At 54.0% G+C, this 17,002-nt stretch carries 12 protein-coding genes and 1 pseudogene; 6 read left to right on the forward strand and 7 right to left on the reverse strand.

The window, feature by feature from the left end; all coding sequences use genetic code 11:
* Positions 1-24 precede the first annotated feature (24 nt).
* Positions 25-936, reverse strand: a complete 912-nt coding sequence (locus tag V2P20_RS10810) for a hypothetical protein (RefSeq protein WP_331818197.1) — start codon at positions 934-936, stop codon at positions 25-27.
* A gap of 146 nt (positions 937-1,082) precedes the next feature.
* Here V2P20_RS10810 and hppD point away from each other — a divergent pair, with 146 nt between their 5' ends.
* Genes hppD through maiA form a run of 4 tightly spaced genes read left to right on the forward strand, consistent with a single transcriptional unit; the run spans position 1,083 to position 4,868 of the window.
* Positions 1,083-2,135: a 4-hydroxyphenylpyruvate dioxygenase gene (hppD, locus tag V2P20_RS10815; RefSeq protein WP_331818198.1), complete on the forward strand. Its 1,053-nt coding sequence runs from the start codon at positions 1,083-1,085 to the stop codon at positions 2,133-2,135.
* Positions 2,135-3,250, forward strand: coding sequence for a homogentisate 1,2-dioxygenase (locus V2P20_RS10820; protein WP_331818199.1), 1,116 nt, complete (start codon positions 2,135-2,137; stop codon positions 3,248-3,250). Before hppD ends, V2P20_RS10820 begins: the two co-directional genes overlap by 1 nt.
* Positions 3,220-4,227: a fumarylacetoacetate hydrolase family protein gene (locus V2P20_RS10825; RefSeq protein ID WP_331818200.1), complete on the forward strand. Its 1,008-nt coding sequence runs from the start codon at positions 3,220-3,222 to the stop codon at positions 4,225-4,227. Before V2P20_RS10820 ends, V2P20_RS10825 begins: the two co-directional genes overlap by 31 nt.
* Complete coding sequence (gene maiA, locus V2P20_RS10830; RefSeq protein WP_331818201.1) at positions 4,218-4,868, forward strand: maleylacetoacetate isomerase; 651 nt, start codon at positions 4,218-4,220, stop codon at positions 4,866-4,868. The genes V2P20_RS10825 and maiA overlap by 10 nt, the downstream gene beginning before the upstream one ends.
* Before the next feature lie 305 nt (positions 4,869-5,173).
* Here maiA and V2P20_RS10835 read toward each other — a convergent pair whose 3' ends face one another.
* From V2P20_RS10835 to V2P20_RS10860, 6 genes are all read right to left on the reverse strand, one after another.
* Positions 5,174-6,826, reverse strand: a complete 1,653-nt coding sequence (locus V2P20_RS10835; RefSeq protein WP_331818202.1) for a hypothetical protein — start codon at positions 6,824-6,826, stop codon at positions 5,174-5,176.
* A 12-nt stretch (positions 6,827-6,838) separates the two neighbouring features.
* Positions 6,839-8,584, reverse strand: coding sequence for an alpha/beta fold hydrolase (locus V2P20_RS10840; RefSeq protein ID WP_331818203.1), 1,746 nt, complete (start codon positions 8,582-8,584; stop codon positions 6,839-6,841).
* An 18-nt stretch (positions 8,585-8,602) separates the two neighbouring features.
* Complete coding sequence (locus V2P20_RS10845) at positions 8,603-10,360, reverse strand: GMC oxidoreductase (RefSeq protein ID WP_331818204.1); 1,758 nt, start codon at positions 10,358-10,360, stop codon at positions 8,603-8,605.
* Between the two features lie 743 nt (positions 10,361-11,103).
* The gene (locus tag V2P20_RS10850; RefSeq protein WP_331818205.1) at positions 11,104-11,538 is read right to left on the reverse strand and encodes a hypothetical protein; all 435 of its coding nucleotides are present in this window, start codon (positions 11,536-11,538) and stop codon (positions 11,104-11,106) included.
* Between the two features lie 141 nt (positions 11,539-11,679).
* Entirely contained in the window at positions 11,680-14,112 is a 2,433-nt protein-coding gene (locus V2P20_RS10855) for an SAM-dependent methyltransferase (protein ID WP_331818206.1), read from the reverse strand.
* A complete protein-coding gene (locus V2P20_RS10860) occupies positions 14,113-14,859 on the reverse strand; it encodes a protein-L-isoaspartate(D-aspartate) O-methyltransferase (RefSeq protein WP_331818207.1) in 747 nt (248 codons plus the stop codon).
* A gap of 275 nt (positions 14,860-15,134) precedes the next feature.
* On the opposite strand from V2P20_RS10860, the gene V2P20_RS10865 reads away from it, so the two are divergent.
* Both V2P20_RS10865 and V2P20_RS10870 read left to right on the forward strand, forming a co-directional pair.
* Entirely contained in the window at positions 15,135-16,499 is a 1,365-nt protein-coding gene (locus tag V2P20_RS10865; RefSeq protein ID WP_331818208.1) for a deoxyribodipyrimidine photo-lyase, read from the forward strand.
* 44 nt (positions 16,500-16,543) lie between these two features.
* A pseudogene (locus tag V2P20_RS10870) lies at positions 16,544-16,885 on the forward strand (lipocalin family protein); the annotation flags it as partial.
* Positions 16,886-17,002: the final 117 nt, after the last annotated feature.

Here is a 17,002-nt window from a genome sequence, read left to right on the forward strand (position 1 = left end):
CAGTCTAGGGACCCTTGATGACTGCTAATGGGCAGTCATCAATTCACGCCGCTGCTCATCCAGCCCGTCCCAAAATGCCGCAACGCCATCAAGCATTTCACAACCGTAATGAATGAACTGGTCTTCATCCAATTGCTGGGTAAAATAGAGTTCCTCCAGTTCTTCCTGCGTGTGCGTGGCATGCTGGGCTTCCAGTTTATCGTGCCAGACAAAAAAGCCTAAGGGCAGCTTAACGCCAGTCCGCTCGCTGAAACGTTTAAAACCAGTGATCAATTGCCCCCAGAATCCGGCAGCGGCCCAGTTTTCTACCGCGTAACTGGCTGCCTGAGAAATCTGGTAGTTATCGCCGCCGTATAGCCGGATTAATTCATTGCAGAAAAACAGCGTGGCATCAGTGCCGTGTTTCGGCTGCCCTATATCGGCAAAATTCAGATCCAGCTTTTTGGCGATGGCATATAACCATTCAAAATGGCCTGCGGAAAAATGAAATGTACTGCCTTCTATGCTGCCGTCGGTAGACCCCAGATCATGATCATCGGTTTTTTGCACAGTGGATTTGAAGCTGACGCCCAGTTCGTTGGCCAGGATTTCTTTCGATGCCCGCATGGTTTCCAGCGTATCGGCATGAATCATCTTGTTGAGTTGAGCGATCAGGAACTGGTTGGAAAATACGGAAAACTGAACGATAAACGCTTTAATCTGGTTCAGGTTTTGGTCGCCTTGTTCAAACCATAGCGTATAGGGATTGTGCATGATCACCCGGTGCTGAAGCAGTTCCTTATTAATGCGCTGCTGAAATTTCAGGAACTGCCTGGCTTTATCGATTGAATACCCGATTTGGTGTTCACTGAGAGCCGCCAGGGACGACAGGCTCAATCCTTCGATATGGTGTTGTTGTGCAAGGCTTTTCAACGATTCGCAAGCAACGTCTCGCATGATGCACCTCTGAATATTAAAGTGGTTGTCACCTAAGACTAAATCTCTATGAGATAAGTTGCACACCACAACAGCATCAGGTGGCCTGGAAACTAATGGCACTTAAGTTAATCTTAGGGTGTATAGATTGCGAGGGAGATAGTGCCATGAATAGTGCATCCAATCCCGTCGGCACTGATGGTTTTGAGTTTGTGGAATATACAGCGCCCGACACCCGAGAGCTGGAAAATCTGTTTATGCAGATGGGCTTTACCGCCATCGCTCGGCATCGGTCCAAGGATGTCGTACTGTACCGGCAGGGCAATATCAATTTTATTATCAATCACGAACCCAGCAGTTTTGCCCAGGCTTTTGCCAAAGTGCACGGCCCGTCCATTTGCGCGTTCGCGATTCGCGTCAAGGATGCCGCCGAATGCCTGGCCCACGTGATTAGCCTCGGCGCGGAACCCCAGCGCAGCGATGTCGGACCTATGGAACTGAATATTCCAGCCATCCGGGGCATTGGCCGCAGCCTGATCTATTTCGTAGACCGTTACGGCGATCATTCCATTTACGATGTCGATTTCGTGCCGTTTGAAAACGTCGAGTTAAAACCTGCCGGCCTCGGGCTTACCGACATCGATCATCTGACCCATAATGTCTACCATGGCGGCATGGACAAATGGGCCGAGTTTTACCAGCGGTTATTCAATTTCCGCGAAATCCGCTATTTCGATATTCACGGCAAAGCCACCGGTTTAAAGTCCAGGGCCATGGTCAGCCCTTGCGGCAAGATACGCATTCCGGTCAATGAGCCGACCGATCCCAAATCCCAGATTCAGGAATACCTGGATGCCTATCATGGCGAAGGGATTCAGCATATCGCCCTGCATACCAATGACATCTACGCCACCGTGGAACAACTGCGCGCCAACGGCATTGGCTTTATGGATGTGCCCGATACTTACTACGAGGCCGTTGACCGGCGCGTGCCGGGCCACGAAGAAGACCTGGAGCGGCTGCGACGCGACCGCATACTGATCGATGGCTCGCCGGAGCGCGGCATCGGCCTATTGCTGCAAATTTTCACCAATACCGTCATCGGGCCGATCTTCTTTGAGATCATTCAAAGAAAAGGCAATGAAGGCTTTGGCGAAGGCAATTTTCAGGCGCTTTTCGAAGCGATTGAACTCGACCAGATCAAACGCGGAGTCATCTGATGAGCTGGATACGCATACCCAAAACAGAAGGACGCGCCTCACGGCAGGCGCATGCCGACCTGCCGGCCGGCACCTTCGAACGCGAACTGGGCAAGGAAGGCTTTTACGGGCCGGCGACGCAAATGCACCATCGCCACCCGCCCACAGGCTGGAAATCGATCGAAGGCCCTCTGCGGCCGCGCGCCTTCGATGCGAAGAAATTGGCCTCGCTTACCGATTGCCCCTGGCATGCGAGCCTGCTGTTCAGCAATGCCCATGTGCAGATCCGTTTTTTGAAATTGCAGACCAGCATGGATCATTTGGTGCGCAACGCCGACGGCGATGAACTGATTTTTATCCATCAGGGCTCAGGCGATCTGTTCTGCGATTACGGCCATTTGAGTTTCCGCGAAGGCGACTACCTGATGCTGCCGCGCGGCACGCAATGGCGCATGAACGTGATGGAACCGATCCAGGCACTGATGATCGAGGCCACCAATGACAGCTACCAGCTGCCGGACAAAGGCCTGGTCAGCCAGCAGGCGATTTTCGACCCGGCCGTGCTGGACGCGCCGGCCATCGATGACGCCTTTATCGACCAGCAGGATAACGAGGAATGGCGCGTCATCGTCAAGCGCCGGCAGCAATTGAGCACCATCACCTACCCATTCAACCCGCTGGATGCGGTCGGCTGGCACGGCACGCTGATGCCGGTGCGCCTGAACTGGCTCGATATCAGGCCGTTGATGAGCCATCGCTATCATGTGCCGCCGTCGGCGCACAGCACGTTTGTCGCCAGCCGTTTCGTCGTCTGCACGTTTGTGCCGCGGCCGTTCGAGTCCGATCCCCATGTCCTGAATGTGCCGTTCTTCCACAGCAACGACGACTATGACGAGTTGATTTTTTACCATTACGGCCAGTTTTTCTCCCGGGATCATATTTATCCGGGCATGCTGACGCTGCATCCGAGCGGCATTCCGCACGGCCCGCACCCGAAAGCGCTAAAGAACGCCGACAGCAAGCGCAGCGGCATGACCGATGAGGTGGCCGTCATGGTCGATACTCGCGATGCGCTGACCGTATCCGAGCAGGCCGCCGCTGTCGAATGGCCCGAGTACGTGGATTCCTGGAAATGAAACTGGGCACGCTTAAAACAAGATATCGGGATGGCACGCTGATTGTCGTCGACAGGCAGCTGACACGCTGCGTCATGGTGCCCGATATCGCCTTGACGCTGCAGGCGGCGCTGGACGACTGGCGTGACATCAGGCCCAGGCTGGAAGCTGTGTATCAACTGCTGAACAGCGGCGCCTGCGCCTCCATGCCGTTTGAACCGGAGCAAATGGCCGCTCCGTTGCCCAGAGCTTATCAATGGCTGGACGGCAGCGCTTACCTGAGCCATGTCGAGCGTGTGCGCAAAGCCAGAGGCGTACCTTTGCCGCCCAGTTTATTCGACGACCCGCTGATGTATCAGGGCGGCTCCGATACATTGCTCGGCCCGCATGAGGCTATCGTTGCCGCCAGTGAGGATTACGGCATCGATTTTGAAGCCGAAGTCGCCGTCATTACCGATGACGTACCGATGGGTGTCTCGGCGGCTGATGCCGCCGCCCATATCCAGCTGATTACGCTGGTCAATGACGTATCGTTGCGCAACCTGATTCCAGGGGAATTAGCCAAGGGATTCGGCTTTCTGCACGGCAAGCCGGCCAGCGCCTTCTCGCCTGTCGCCGTGACGCTTGATGAACTGGATGGCGCCTGGCAGGACAATAAACTGCATCGGCCGCTGACCGTACACTGGAATAATCAGTTATTCGGCCAGGCCGATGCCGGCGCCGACATGCAGTTCGATTTTGCGCGATTGATCAGCCATGCCGCCAAAACGCGGTGCCTGGGCGCCGGCACGATTGTCGGCTCGGGCACGGTCAGCAATTATGACCTATCGGCCGGACATTCGTGCCTTGTAGAGAAGCGTGTCGTTGAAATCATTGAGTCCGGTACGGCCGTGACGCCGTTCATGCGTTATGGCGATCGGGTAAGAATAGAGATGTTGACCCCGCAGGGACAGTCCATTTTTGGTGCTATCGAGCAGGTCGTCAAGCCATGTCCATAATCTTGTACAGCTATTACAGAAGCTCTGCCTCGTTCCGGGTACGGATTGCGCTGAACATCAAACGGATCGATTATGAAATCCGCCCCGTGCATCTGTTGAGAGACGGCGGCGAACAACACCGTGAGGATTATCTGAAAATCAATCCCCAAGGTCTGGTGCCGACTTTGATCGATGGAGGCACCGTTTTGGCTCAGTCCTCGGCGATTGTCGAATACCTGGAAGAAGTTTACCCAACCCCTGCATTACTGCCCAAGTCGGCCGTTGACCGCGCCTATATGCGCTCATTGGTACAGCTGATCGCCTGCGACATCCATCCGCTGAACAATCTACGCGTGCTGCAATATCTCAAGGAGACGCTGAATTACGATGATGCGCAGCACGCCTGGTATTGCCATTGGATTCAGAAAGGCTTTTCGGCCATGGAACTGCTGCTGGAACAGCATGACTGCAATGGCCTGTCCTGCCTGGGCAACGGTCCTGGCATGGCCGATGTGTTTCTGGTTCCGCAGGTTTACAACGCCTTGCGCTTTAACTGCCCGATGCATGAATTCCCGCTGATCAGCCATATTTATGAAAACTGCATGCAGCAGTCCGCTTTCCTGAATGCCGCGCCTGAAAATCAGCCTGATGCGGTAAAATAAGCGTTTTGGATGCGCTTCGCCTTTGTGCGCCTCACTTTTAATAATGCGGAAACCCGGCATGGGCAGCTCCGAAATGCTGGGTTTAGCAACCCAGCCTCCCCCCTGCTTTGCCAAGATCAAGGCAAAATCCACGGTAGGGTACGCACCGCGTACCTGTTCAGGGCTTTTCGGTACACCACAAGTCTGGAAAGGTACGCGATGCGTACCCTACGAAGATTGGAAGACTCCAAATGAGCCTGCCAGCCGCTAAAAGCTGCGGTGCGCAGCGCGGCAAACGGGATAAAACCACCCGTGCATAACATCAGTTATAGTTTATCCTGACGATCCCCCCAGCTTACAAGATCCTGAACCCAGTAAGAGAAATTGCGCGGACCGTTTGGGCTTTCAGCGGCTTTATCGAACAGTATCAAAGCCCGTCCGATCCCCCGGCGCCGATACCCTTGCTTCTGCTTGGGCAACATTTGATCGCGCCAGGTGCCGAAATTGATATAGGTATAGTTCTGCGACTTCTCCGGCATATCAAAATCCAATTCCTCCTCTAAGGGAATGTGGGTATGTCCTTCGCCGTGAATACGGAAACCGTAATTGCGGTATTCGTCCAGAAATGACGGAAACGCCAACATTTCCTTATAAGAAGGCGCAGACCGTTGCCACTTCTGCAATTTGGCCAATAATCGCATGACCACGTAGATGAATCCCAGCTCGATCCTGGCGTTGAGCAGCTTCAGCACATTCATGACCGGCTTGGCAGTGCGCAGTATCCAGCGGCGTGTCGCTGGGGCACTGTCAAATGTAAAGTCCCAGCTGAGCCAGCCATGGACCGAATTCAGCAATTCGTCTTCAATGATCTTTCTGACCTGACTTAGGCATTTATCCTCCTTTCTGAGTTTCTGCGTCTCCTCAATAATGCGTTGTATCGCCGTAAAGGTAGGCCGGTAAAGATCCAGCTCTTCCAGAACCTTCTCCAGCCGGCGGATGCTTTTTTCCTGATCCGGATTCAGCGCGTGCAAATCTATTTCCATTGCGGCCAATCTTTTCTTCGCGCGGAAAATGAATCCCGACAATAATCCGGCGGCGACCGTATCGCCGAAACAAGCTTCGGTGAACGGTTTATAGGCCATGCTCCGCCATAAATCGAGCTGCCAGCCGTCCCCGACAGTCCAGCCAGGCTCCGGACCTTGAACGCTGAAAGAGCGGCTGTTGTCTTGATCCCGCCATTGGCCGTGGGTCACAAGCAGCCGGAATCCACGATCCGCCCAATAAAACGGCAGCCAGGGAACGCTGCTGAGATCGAAATAATGGTTTTCATTATCGAAATACATCTTGCCGATCCAACGCCGGTAATCATCCGACAGGGTTTCCACAGGCTGATTGAGACACTTTTCGTAAAACAGTTTCAGCGCCTCGCCGTCGGCGAGGATTTCCTTGTCATGATTTCCGAACAGAACCAGCGTCCTGACCTTTGCCCGGCAAGGCTTATTTTCGTGCTTTTCACTTTTAAAGGAATATTGTTCGGGTGAGCCTTGAAACTCCTTGAGCAAATGGAAAAAACCGGTTTTCTCGCCGGGCGTTCGCGGCCGGGTGTGGATTTCTATGATGCCCTGCAGAATCTCGTGCAAGATCGTTTTGAATTGAGGATCTTGGCGCTGCCAGGGATATACGCCGTGTTCGGCCCATCGCTGGGTGCGGATCATGTCGACCACATCGCCCACCAGTACAATGGTCAGTTCATCAATATTGAAATGCCCGCAGAGATCGACGATGTTGTCGAAAACCTCTTCCCAGACGACATCGTCAGCGCTCTGGTTGCCCACGGTGCCGTCAGTGAAATGCAAATCGCTGAAACAGATACATAACCGGTTGGGACGGTTTGGCTCATCCGGATCGGAAAAACCGGCTTCTTTCAGCAGATAGAACCCTTTAGGCAGATCAGTTTTTTCGGCAGGGATGGTGCTCATGACGATGATCTCCTAATTTCTCTGACTTTCCAGGAATTCCAGAAGGCGCGGAAAAATATCCACATGGACATTCTTGCCCATAAACACATCCTGATGGCCATAGTTGGGAAATACCTGCAATTGGTGCCGGCCTGGAACGATTTTTTCCAAACGCTCATGGCAGACGATGTTGGAGTCGGTGAACACGCGGTTCTGCTGGCCGGTCATGAACAGCACCGGCGTTTCGATCTCGTCCGCATAAGCGAAGTAATCGTCGGGCAGGTTTTGATACTTGGGATTGCCGGTCTCGAACTTTACGGCCGTATTATTGGCGTTCACCATCTTGAGCACATGCCGGTAGTAATGCACGCCGACGCCGCCGTACAAGTCGCCTCCGCGCCGGTGGGTGACATCCAGCAGATTGTCGTGGTTGTACAAGGCCGGAAAACCCGTGCCCCACATGAAGCTCAGTACATGGCATTCAGGTGAGTCGCATTCACGATGGAAGGCGGAAATCAGCCAGCCGAGGGCTTTTCCCAACGACCAGCCCGGCTCGCGCCGCCAGTAAGGATTGATGTACTCGACGCTGAGCAGATAATCGCATAGGAAAGGGCCTGCGTTAAGCTTGATTTTCGACCAGGCCGGCACGCGCGGCGTCAGCGATACGCTGTTGGCGATGACACTGCGGATACCGGTGACTGACTTGCCGAACAGACTCATCATGAACGACACCGACCCCAGACAATGGCAGATAACGTGGATGCGCCGCCCCTCGCCGACGGCCCGGCGCACCGCAGCAATGGCCGCAGGATGGTCGTACTGGGCGATGTCGTCCATGTTGTAGCGATTGCGGTGCAGGTTATAGGAATACCGGTTACTCATCCGGTAATCCAAGGTCCAGACATCGGTGAAATTGTTGTCCAGGAGGTACTGCACCAGGTTGTAATGTTCCGGCATGATGAACATGTCGCTGGACGTGGTCAGACCGTGAATGATGACTACGACATCGTCGCAGGGCGCCTTCTGGAAACGCAGAAGGCTCAAGCCTAAGCCATCGGCCGTAGTGAAAGGGTGCGTGGTGATCTCGGCGCCGTGCACCCCTTCCGTGGTATAAAGCGGAATCTCGCGTTCGAAGGCGCCTGCCTTTGGCATCAGTGACGGCGCGTAGGTTTCCCAGAGCGCACCGAAAAAGAACCGGCCGAAACGCTCCACTGCACCCAGCCGAGCCGGAAGGGTGGGCGCATCGGCGCGCATCGTGGTCAGCTGGTGCATGAAATCGGCCAGCTGAATGTGCAGAATGCCGGAGGCGTAAGGTGTCGCGCCGGCTTCCTGATCCGCCTGTAAATGGCCCTGATAAAGATTGGTGAACAAGGTCGTGGTGTCGCCCCACACATCCGGACCGACGTCGTTCTGTATACTTTTGAAGCCGCTCAGCGTGAATGGTTTGCCTTCAGCATTCTCGAAAAACAGCCGGTAGCGCATTTCCTTGCGGTTTCTATCGCTGGTATCCACGAACAGGTTAAATACGCCGAGCAGCACCGGACGGCGTCCGCCGACCAGATCGCCCTCGACATAACCGATCGCCTGCGCCCGATGCTCCGGCGACGCCAGAAACTGATCCACATCGTCAGTCTTGATCGTCAGATGGAACATGAAGTAGGAGTCGTCGGCCTGTCCTTGCTTGTAACCATCGTCGAAAGAGGTCTGACCGGCGGCGAGATAGCCCTTCATCTCCTCAGTGAATTGAAAGGCAATAGGAGCTTGTGTATTCGTATTCATGACGGATATTCCTGTGGCTTAGCGTTGGTTGATACCGAGGTCATCGGTGGGTTTAAGGCCGGTAATACCTTCGGCGATCCATTCCGATACGGCTGAAATCGTCGCTATCGGGTTAGAACCAACGGCGCTGGGCAGCACCGAGCCATCTGCAATATACAACCCTTGATAGCCAAAAACCTGGCCGCGGTCGTGTTCATTGGCGCTGACGACGCCCTGCTCCGGACTGTCGGCAAGAATACAGCCGCCCAGCGAGTGCACGGTGACGTTGTTGCGCATCGGCCAGTTCCAGGTGGGCAACGCCGTAAACAGCCAGGACTTGACGAACGACTTGAATTTTCTGCCGGCGTCGAGAATGGCCTCATACAATGGCATGCTGGTCGTTTGGGGCCAGTCCAGGTCCAGTCTGCCGTTTTTGAGCGCCAGTACGCCGTCCCCTTTATCCAGCCCCATGCACAATAAGACGCTGCTGCGGTAGGACACATCGTCCTTGAGCACCTGGTAGAGCAAATTGCCTACGGACCCTGTCCACTTGCCCCCGCTCAGGTTTTGCCAGATATAATTCCACAGTGTTTCCAGGATACGCCCTATTCTTTTCAGCATGCCGATCGGATTCAGGCTCGGCTGCAAGCCTTCCACGAGCCATGCCGCAAACGCCGGATAGCTGGCGTCCTCCAGCACGAAGGCCCGGTCGGGATCATGCTGTTTGAACAGATTGTAATCAGTGTACTGGGTAATCACCGGCCCATAATTGGGATTAGCCGGAGTTTTCCCGTCCACAACGAATGACAGAAAGTCGCCATTGCCGGAAAAACGCTTGCCCAGCTGCTGGCTGAGGCGAGGCAGCGTGCCGTGTTCATCGCGGCAGCGCAGCAGCAGCTCGGCGGAGCCCAGCGTACCGGCGGAAATCACGATGCGCTGGGTATCGACGTAAGCAGGGCCATCGTCGAGATGGCGATAATACACGCGGTAACCATGCGCGCCATTGGCGGTAGAATCCTCCTCGCCCCGTTCATTCAGCGGCACGATTTTCTCCGCCAGACAATCGGTTTGTATCTGCGCTTTATGCACATGCTCGGCGACGTAAAGATAATTGAGATCGAGGGTATTTTTTGAATGGGTATTGCAGCCTACGTCGCATTCTCCGCAGTAAGTGCATGAAGTCTGCACGGCGCCATAGCGGTTTTTTTCTTGGAGCCCGATCTGAGTCGGCTGTTGGAAGTCGTTGCCGAAGAATACGCAAAGATCGGCCAGTTTTGAATCACGTCCTTGATTCTGGGCAAATTGCTGGAACAGTTCAGTGCGGATGACGCGGCGGCGCGGTTCATCGCTCCATGACGGAATCGGACGTGCTCCCAGCACGGACTTGGCAACGTCATAATACGGCTGCAGGAAGGCTTTATTGAGTGATTTCGGCCATTGTCGTTCGAATACCTGTTCCGGCGGCTCAAGAAATACATTGGCATAAATCAGGGAGCCGCCGCCCAGTCCGGCACAGACCACGGTATCCATGCGGTCGAATGTACGGACATCGAACAGCCCGCGCAAATCGCGCTTTTTGATGGGATCGGGGCGTTGCGCCCGATCATCGGGCAGATTCCAGAAATTGGCCGCTATATCATGAGGTGAGCGCGGGAACGATCCCATCGGATAGCGCTTCCCGCGCTCCAGAAGTAATACCTGGCCCTTCCATTTTTGCGCCAGCCGACAGCAGCTGATAGCCCCGCCGAAGCCGCTGCCGATGATAACCGCCTCATATTTCTTATTTTGCATGCTCATGATATCTCCATAGTCGCTTATGCAATGCGTTTCGCGTTGCGTTTATTGTTATTGTGCGTAAATTTCCCTGCGAGATCGGTCCTTGAAATGCTATTGCTTGGAGAAGCAATATCCCTTACTTCCATAAAAACGATATAACCTCCTGAGCAAGAGGCTATGAAATTGATTTGGCGGCAAATACTTGCAATCGAATTAAAAAACATTCTGCAAGCTTTAACCGCAGATAATCGATTGGCCGGCTGTTTGTAACTCTGGAGACGCTGCGATTCTGACTTATGATGACGAATCTGCGCTGAAACAAGCCCCATGAACTAAAACGGGATTTCCCTTGAAATTTTCTCGTTGCAATTTCCAGATAAGCTTAAGAGACTTCTAGTGTAAAAACCTGATGGCGCTGATTTATCCCCATGCCTGCTGAGGGCTTTGAGATGTTCATAATTTAGATAGCCTCTACTTGATCTTTGGATTATATACTCATTCTCATCAATAAAAAAAGCTATTCGTAACCCCCTGATTTAACGGATATTCATTGTATATCCTATGGTTTTTTGCTGTTTTATTGATCAATGCGAGTCTTGCCAATTTATCAAAGTGGGCAGATAGGGCTGTGTCATTGCCTGAGCCGATTTCACGGCCAGACAATGCTTAGTCTGACGTTTTTCAGCATGACGCCGACCTTATTGCCAAATAAAAAAGGCCGGATAAACCGGCCTTTCTGTTCGTAGTAAATCTGATGACAACAATCAGCGCAAAAATTCTAGCACCTTCTCGGCGGCTTTCTGCTTGGCTTTGGTCTTGGCCGCCTCGGCAGCCTGTTCGGTAGTCTGAGGCGCGTTTTCAACCTGAACTTTCAGTTGCTGTACGGTTGCCGCACCGTCCTCTATGGCTTTGATTTGTTCGGGCTTGGCCTGCTCCAGCCTTTGCCTGGCCGTTTCCTTTGCCGCATCCAGCGTCTGCTCTTTAACGGCTTTCGGCGTATTTTTAACATTCTCTTTTAACTGCTGAGCTTGCTGCAGTAGCTGCTGGGCTTCAGCCGCCCTTTTGGCCTTCTCCGGCTCCGCCGAGTTAGCGGCATCGACTGCCAATTGTTTGGTCACCGCTTCCAGTAAACTATCTCCAGCCAGCGCCGCGCCGGACGCCATCAACAAGGAACCGAATAAAATTGCTTTGTTTCGCATGAGTCTCACTCTCAGTAAATAATGATCTGAAACAGTAACATAGTACCGCAAATCTGAACCATTGATGAATTTATTGCAGAGGGCGAGTCGGATGCCAAGATCAAATTTAATGTCAGGCGGGGAAAAAGCGCTTGCCTTCATTCACGGAAAATTGAACGCCGCAGCCACATACAGCAGCAGGGCCATAAAAACCAGTACGGTAAAACCGAATTGCATGGCGATCAGCGTCGCCAGTATGGCGCTGATGACGGAGGCGCAGCCATTGATGCCCCAGGCCCATGGAATCAGCGCCGGCGCGGTCCGTCCGAGGCTGTCCATCCCCATCGGAAACGGCATGCCCATGAAAAAGCCCAGCGGCGCGATCAGCAATATCGAAAACACCAGCCGGCTGCTGCCGCCCAATTCCAGCAAGAAGCCGGTCAAGGCTTCAAAACCAAGGATATAGATCGCACTGAACAAGGCAATACCGGCTACCGGCCATCGAACCATCGATTTTGCTTTGTGATCGCATAATCTTTTTGAAAACAGGCTGCCCGCGCCGGCGCTGAGCAAAAACGTACACAATACCGCCGTAACGGCATAAATCGGATGATGCAGAATCAGGATGAATTTCTGGATGAAGGCTATTTCAATAAAGAAAAAAGCCAGACCCAGACAGACAAAATAAACCACAACCTGCCGATAGCCCTGGATGCCGGATTTTATGCCCAGTCTGTCTTTGCCCAGGACCAGCGGCAGCGCAATCAGAACCAGGCTGGCCAGCACAGCCTGCAGCAATGCGGCGACCAGCAACAGATAACCGCTTTCCAGCAGCGACATGCCGCCCTGCCCTAATAACGGCACAATCTCCGGCAGGGTCTTCCATTTGAAAAAATGGAAGAAGTAAGGCCGATCGTCCGTCGCCGGTTCGATATTGAATTTGTAATCATCTATGAAAGCTTCGCCGCCAGCACCCAACAGGGCTGTTGCCGCCTGATAGAAATACGGCTGCGACAAGATATTGAAGCGATTGATCTCTTCGGGCTTGATGCCGGGATAATAAGCCAGGTCGAAACTGCGTTCGCTGCTGAACTGCTTGAGATTACTGATTTCCTGATCTGAAAAAGGCCCGTTTTTAATCAGCAGCGTGCTAGTCTGCCAGCTGCGGATCAGCACAATACGCTGCTCGGGATCTTTTATCTTTAACGCCTTGCACGCATTCACGACCGTCGCCAGCAGTTTTAACGTATCCCGCGGCGGCATCTTGATCCAGCGGGTGATGCTCAGATAGCCGTCCGGCGACAGATGCCGCAGATCAGCCTGTATCGACTGTTCGGTATAAAGATAACTCTCGGACAGCGCATAAAGCCCCGCCGCCGAGGCCCCGAACGCATCCAGCAGGGAAATGTTGATCAGGTCGTAGCGTTCATTGCTGGTAGCCACAAATCCGCGCGCCTCGCCTATGTGCAGGCTGACATGCGGATTCTGGTAAATACGGCCTGCGAAATCGGCGTATTTTTTCTCGACCAGGCCGACTACCTGCGGATTGAGTTCAACCGCATCGATACGCTGAACGGTGTGATAATGCGCCTGCAGGATATCGCTGCCGGTGCCCGCCCCCAGGATCAGGATATTCTGCAGCGAGCGCAGATGATAAGGCAGTGCCGAAGTGGTCTGGTCCAGATAACTTAACGTTTCCGGATTGCCGTCGTAACGGTCGATCGCGGTCATATTGTCGGCGTCGGTAAAGACGGCCAGCTGTTCGGGCGGTTCGGTCGTGGCATTGAGGCTCAACCCCGGCGCGTGGCGCAGCGGCGTAATGGCGCTTTTTACCACATCTATCAAGCCCAACGGACTGGAATAGCGATCGATGACTTTCGTGCCCGGCACTCTCAGCATCTGGCTCTCGCCTTTGTACGGCGAAACATTCAGCCTAAGCCAGCCGGTCATCGCCACAGTCGCCGCCAAACCAACAATAATGCCGGCACTGAACCGGAATTTCGTCTCTTCCGGCTGCGCCCGAAAACTGTAATGCGACACGATGACCGCCGCCGCAATGCCCAGCACGGCCAAAACGGTCAGTATCTTTTCGGGAAACAGCAGGAACAGCAACAGGATAATGCCGATGCTGCCGGAACCGGCGCCAAGCAGGTCCGCCCCATAAACAAACGACACGCGGGTCTGGTAATGATAAAAAGACAGACCGATCACATTGGCCGCAAAAAAGAACGGCAACATCAGCAGCAGATACAGTAAAAGTAAATAGAACAATTGTATCGGCGCCCACAGAATCTCTTCGGGATTGAAGGGAATCATCTGAGCCAGGGCGAAGCAGACAGGCCCCGAAAAACTGAACAACAAAATGTTGGCCGTGACCGCGGCCGGGAACCGGCGCTGCAGCGCATCGCGGTTCAGCGCCAGAAAGACGCCGCTGACGCCATACCCGAGCAGCGCCAGACTGATGATCATATAGGCGAAATGGTGCCACTGGATGATCGAGAACAGGCGCATCAGCAATACCTCATACGCCAGCGCGGACGCCGAGATAATGGCTATCGCCAACAGGTAGGAGCGGGCCGGTTTTGCTTCGGTCATTTAGTGCTCACCGGTCAGCGGCACAAAGGAAACCGGCAGGATCTGCCGGGTCGTTACCTTGCCGTCCGCATCCTTGATCACCAGCACCAGATGCTGCACCATGAAGCGGCTGCCAACCGGTATGATCATGCGCCCCCCCGGTTTCAGCTGCTTGATCAGCGGCGGCGGAATGTGGCTGGCCGCGGCGGTGACGACTATCGCATCGAAAGGCGACTCGGACGGCCAGCCGTAATAGCCGTCCCCGATCAGTGTCTGCACATTGCTGTATCCCTGCTTCTTCAAGTGTTCCTTTGCCTGCCGGCCCAGCCCCTCGATAATTTCTATGGTAAATACCGCATCGGTCAGCTCGGCCAGGATGGCGGCCTGATAGCCTGAGCCGGTGCCGATTTCCAGCACCCGGTCGCCTTTCTCAAGGTTCAGCAGATCGGTCATGACCGCCACGATATAAGGCTGGGAAATGGTTTGCCCGTAACCGATAGGCAGCGGCCTGTTGTCATAGGCGTAAGGGATCTGATCTTCCGGCACAAACTCATGCCTCGGCACTTTGAGCATGGCATCCAGCACTTTTTCATCGAGCGCGCCCTTGTCGAGAAACCGCTGACTCCCCCTGACGCCGAGCTTGATGACATCGATCATCTCCTGGCGCTGCTTCAGGAAACTCTCTTCGGCCATGGCAGCGGCGCAGCACAGAGACAACAGCCAGGCCAAAGCGAGCCCTTTGGGAACGGAGCGATAGGTTTTTGACATGCAGACAACCTCCGGATGCAATCTGTATCAAATAAAGCGCTCATGGGCTCATGCATTTGATGATACGGGCCCGCCTTAACGATTTTCGGTTATTTTGCCGGCTTGTCCATGATTCGAATCATTTGCTGACTAATGCGGCGGCCCGATCCGCTCCGGACTTTCATATGCCGGCCGGCAAGCAGTGCTTTTTATTCGCCAAAAACTATTTTGGCCGCCAAACCTCTAAATGCAGCAGAGATCAGCTCAACTTTTTACCTAAAGCATAGGTTCATCACATGCCGCGCTATCGAAAATCCCTGTTCATCTTTCGCCGTGACTTACGCCTGTTCGACAATACCGGCCTGAACGCGGCGCTGGCCCAATCCGAACAGGTTCTGCCGGCTTTCATTTTCGATCCCCGACAGATAGAACCGCATCCATATCAGAGCCAGCCGGCCTTGCAGTTTATGCTGCAGGCTTTGGAAGACCTGCAACAGCAAATCGCCGAACAGGGCGGCGACTTGTATTGTTTTCATGACTTGCCTGAAAATGTGATTAGCCAGCTGCAAATCAACGAATCGATCGAAGCCGTCTTCGTCAATCGCGATTACACGCCGTTCAGCCTGCGGCGCGATGCCCGGCTGCAACAACGGTGCCGGCAGCTTGGGCTTGATTTCCATAGCGCCGGCGACCTGTTATTGACCGAGCCGGAACAAGTCCTTAAAGACAACCAAAAACCCTACCTGATATTTACGCCGTTTCATAAGCGGGCCCGGCAGTTTTCTGTCACGCTGCCGCAATCCTTAAGCTCCGGAACGCTAATCAAGCCAACGGCTACTAATAGTCATCCTGAGCTGATCAGTACGTTTAAAAAGCCGCATCATAATGTACTGCAAGGCGGACGCAAGGTTGCATCGGCACTGTTGAACTGCATGGATCAGTGCCGTGACTATGCCCGGCAACGCGATATTCCTGCTCTGGCAGCGACGACCGGCCTGTCGGCCTATCTGAAATTCGGCTGTTGCTCGATACGGGAGGCTTACTACGGCATTGTGGAAGCCCTGGGCGACGAACATCCTTTACTCAGGCAACTATACTGGCGCGATTTTTTTACCCATATTGCCTTTCATTTTCCGCATGTTTTCGGTCAGGCTTTTCACCGGCAATTCGATGCGATTGCCTGGCGCAATGATCCCGATGAATTCGAAGCCTGGACCCGTGGCCTAACCGGCTTTCCGATTATCGATGCAGGCATGCGGCAGCTGAATGAAACCGGCTGGATGCACAACCGCGTGCGCTTGCTGACCGCTTCGTTCCTGATCAAAGACCTGCATATCGGCTGGCAGTGGGGCGAGCGCTATTTTGCCCAGCACCTGATCGATTACGATCCCTGTGTGAACAACGGCAACTGGCAGTGGGCAGCCTCGACCGGCTGCGATGCGCAACCGTATTTCCGCATTTTCAATCCCTGGCTGCAGCAGCAGAAATTCGATGCCGATTGCGTTTACATCAAGCACTGGCTGCCCGAACTGCGGCCCTTCCCTGCCGCGGTTATCCATCGATGGTACAAGCAGGCGCAGCCGGGCGATTATCCGGCGCCGATCATCGATCACGCCCAGCGCAGCCAACAGGCCAAAGCGCTGTTTCAGCACATTCACTAAGATCCGGAGATTCAACTATGCCTTACTTACCCCTGCTGCTACTGATGCTGGTTTCCGGCTGCACCGGCCTGCCGTCCGGCGTCAAACCCGTCACCGGCTTCGAACTCAACCGATACCTCGGCAAATGGTATGAAATTGCCCGCCTCGACCACAGCTTTGAACGCGGCCTGACCGATGTCACGGCCGAATACAGCCTCAGAGACGATGGCGGCGTCAGCGTGCTGAACAGCGGCTTCAATGCCGAGGCCGGCCAGCGCCAATCGGCCGAAGGCAAGGCTTACTTTGTTGAATCGCCTGATGTTGGGCGCCTGAAAGTTTCGTTTTTCGGTCCATTCTATGGCGCTTATAACATCATTGCCCTGGATAAAGCCAACTACAGCTACGCCAATAGTTCGGACACTTTTATGCGGCAATCGTCCCGTAGTCACTGAATTCGTCAAATAGTTGGGCTATTTTTTCGCAATCTCTGCTCAGGCCTAACTTGTCGAAAAGTCGTAACAGCA

The organism is Methylobacter sp. Wu1 (assembly GCF_036553575.1).
Lineage (GTDB): Bacteria > Pseudomonadota > Gammaproteobacteria > Methylococcales > Methylomonadaceae > Methylobacter.

What these genes read in the sequence shown, in the direction of transcription:
- hppD (WP_331818198.1), top strand. Translation starts at nt 1,083, where the DNA reads ATGAATAGTGCATCCAATCCCGTCGGCACTGATGGTTTTGAGTTTGTG.
- V2P20_RS10820 (WP_331818199.1), top strand. Translation starts at nt 2,135, where the DNA reads ATGAGCTGGATACGCATACCCAAAACAGAAGGACGCGCCTCACGGCAG.
- maiA (WP_331818201.1), top strand. Translation starts at nt 4,218, where the DNA reads ATGTCCATAATCTTGTACAGCTATTACAGAAGCTCTGCCTCGTTCCGG.
- V2P20_RS10840 (WP_331818203.1), bottom strand. Translation starts at nt 8,584, where the DNA reads ATGAATACGAATACACAAGCTCCTATTGCCTTTCAATTCACTGAGGAG.
- V2P20_RS10825 (WP_331818200.1), top strand. Translation starts at nt 3,220, where the DNA reads ATGGCCCGAGTACGTGGATTCCTGGAAATGAAACTGGGCACGCTTAAA.
- V2P20_RS10855 (WP_331818206.1), bottom strand. Translation starts at nt 14,112, where the DNA reads ATGACCGAAGCAAAACCGGCCCGCTCCTACCTGTTGGCGATAGCCATT.
- V2P20_RS10835 (WP_331818202.1), bottom strand. Translation starts at nt 6,826, where the DNA reads ATGAGCACCATCCCTGCCGAAAAAACTGATCTGCCTAAAGGGTTCTAT.
- V2P20_RS10860 (WP_331818207.1), bottom strand. Translation starts at nt 14,859, where the DNA reads ATGTCAAAAACCTATCGCTCCGTTCCCAAAGGGCTCGCTTTGGCCTGG.
- V2P20_RS10865 (WP_331818208.1), top strand. Translation starts at nt 15,135, where the DNA reads ATGCCGCGCTATCGAAAATCCCTGTTCATCTTTCGCCGTGACTTACGC.
- V2P20_RS10845 (WP_331818204.1), bottom strand. Translation starts at nt 10,360, where the DNA reads ATGAGCATGCAAAATAAGAAATATGAGGCGGTTATCATCGGCAGCGGC.
- V2P20_RS10810 (WP_331818197.1), bottom strand. Translation starts at nt 936, where the DNA reads ATGCGAGACGTTGCTTGCGAATCGTTGAAAAGCCTTGCACAACAACAC.
- V2P20_RS10850 (WP_331818205.1), bottom strand. Translation starts at nt 11,538, where the DNA reads ATGCGAAACAAAGCAATTTTATTCGGTTCCTTGTTGATGGCGTCCGGC.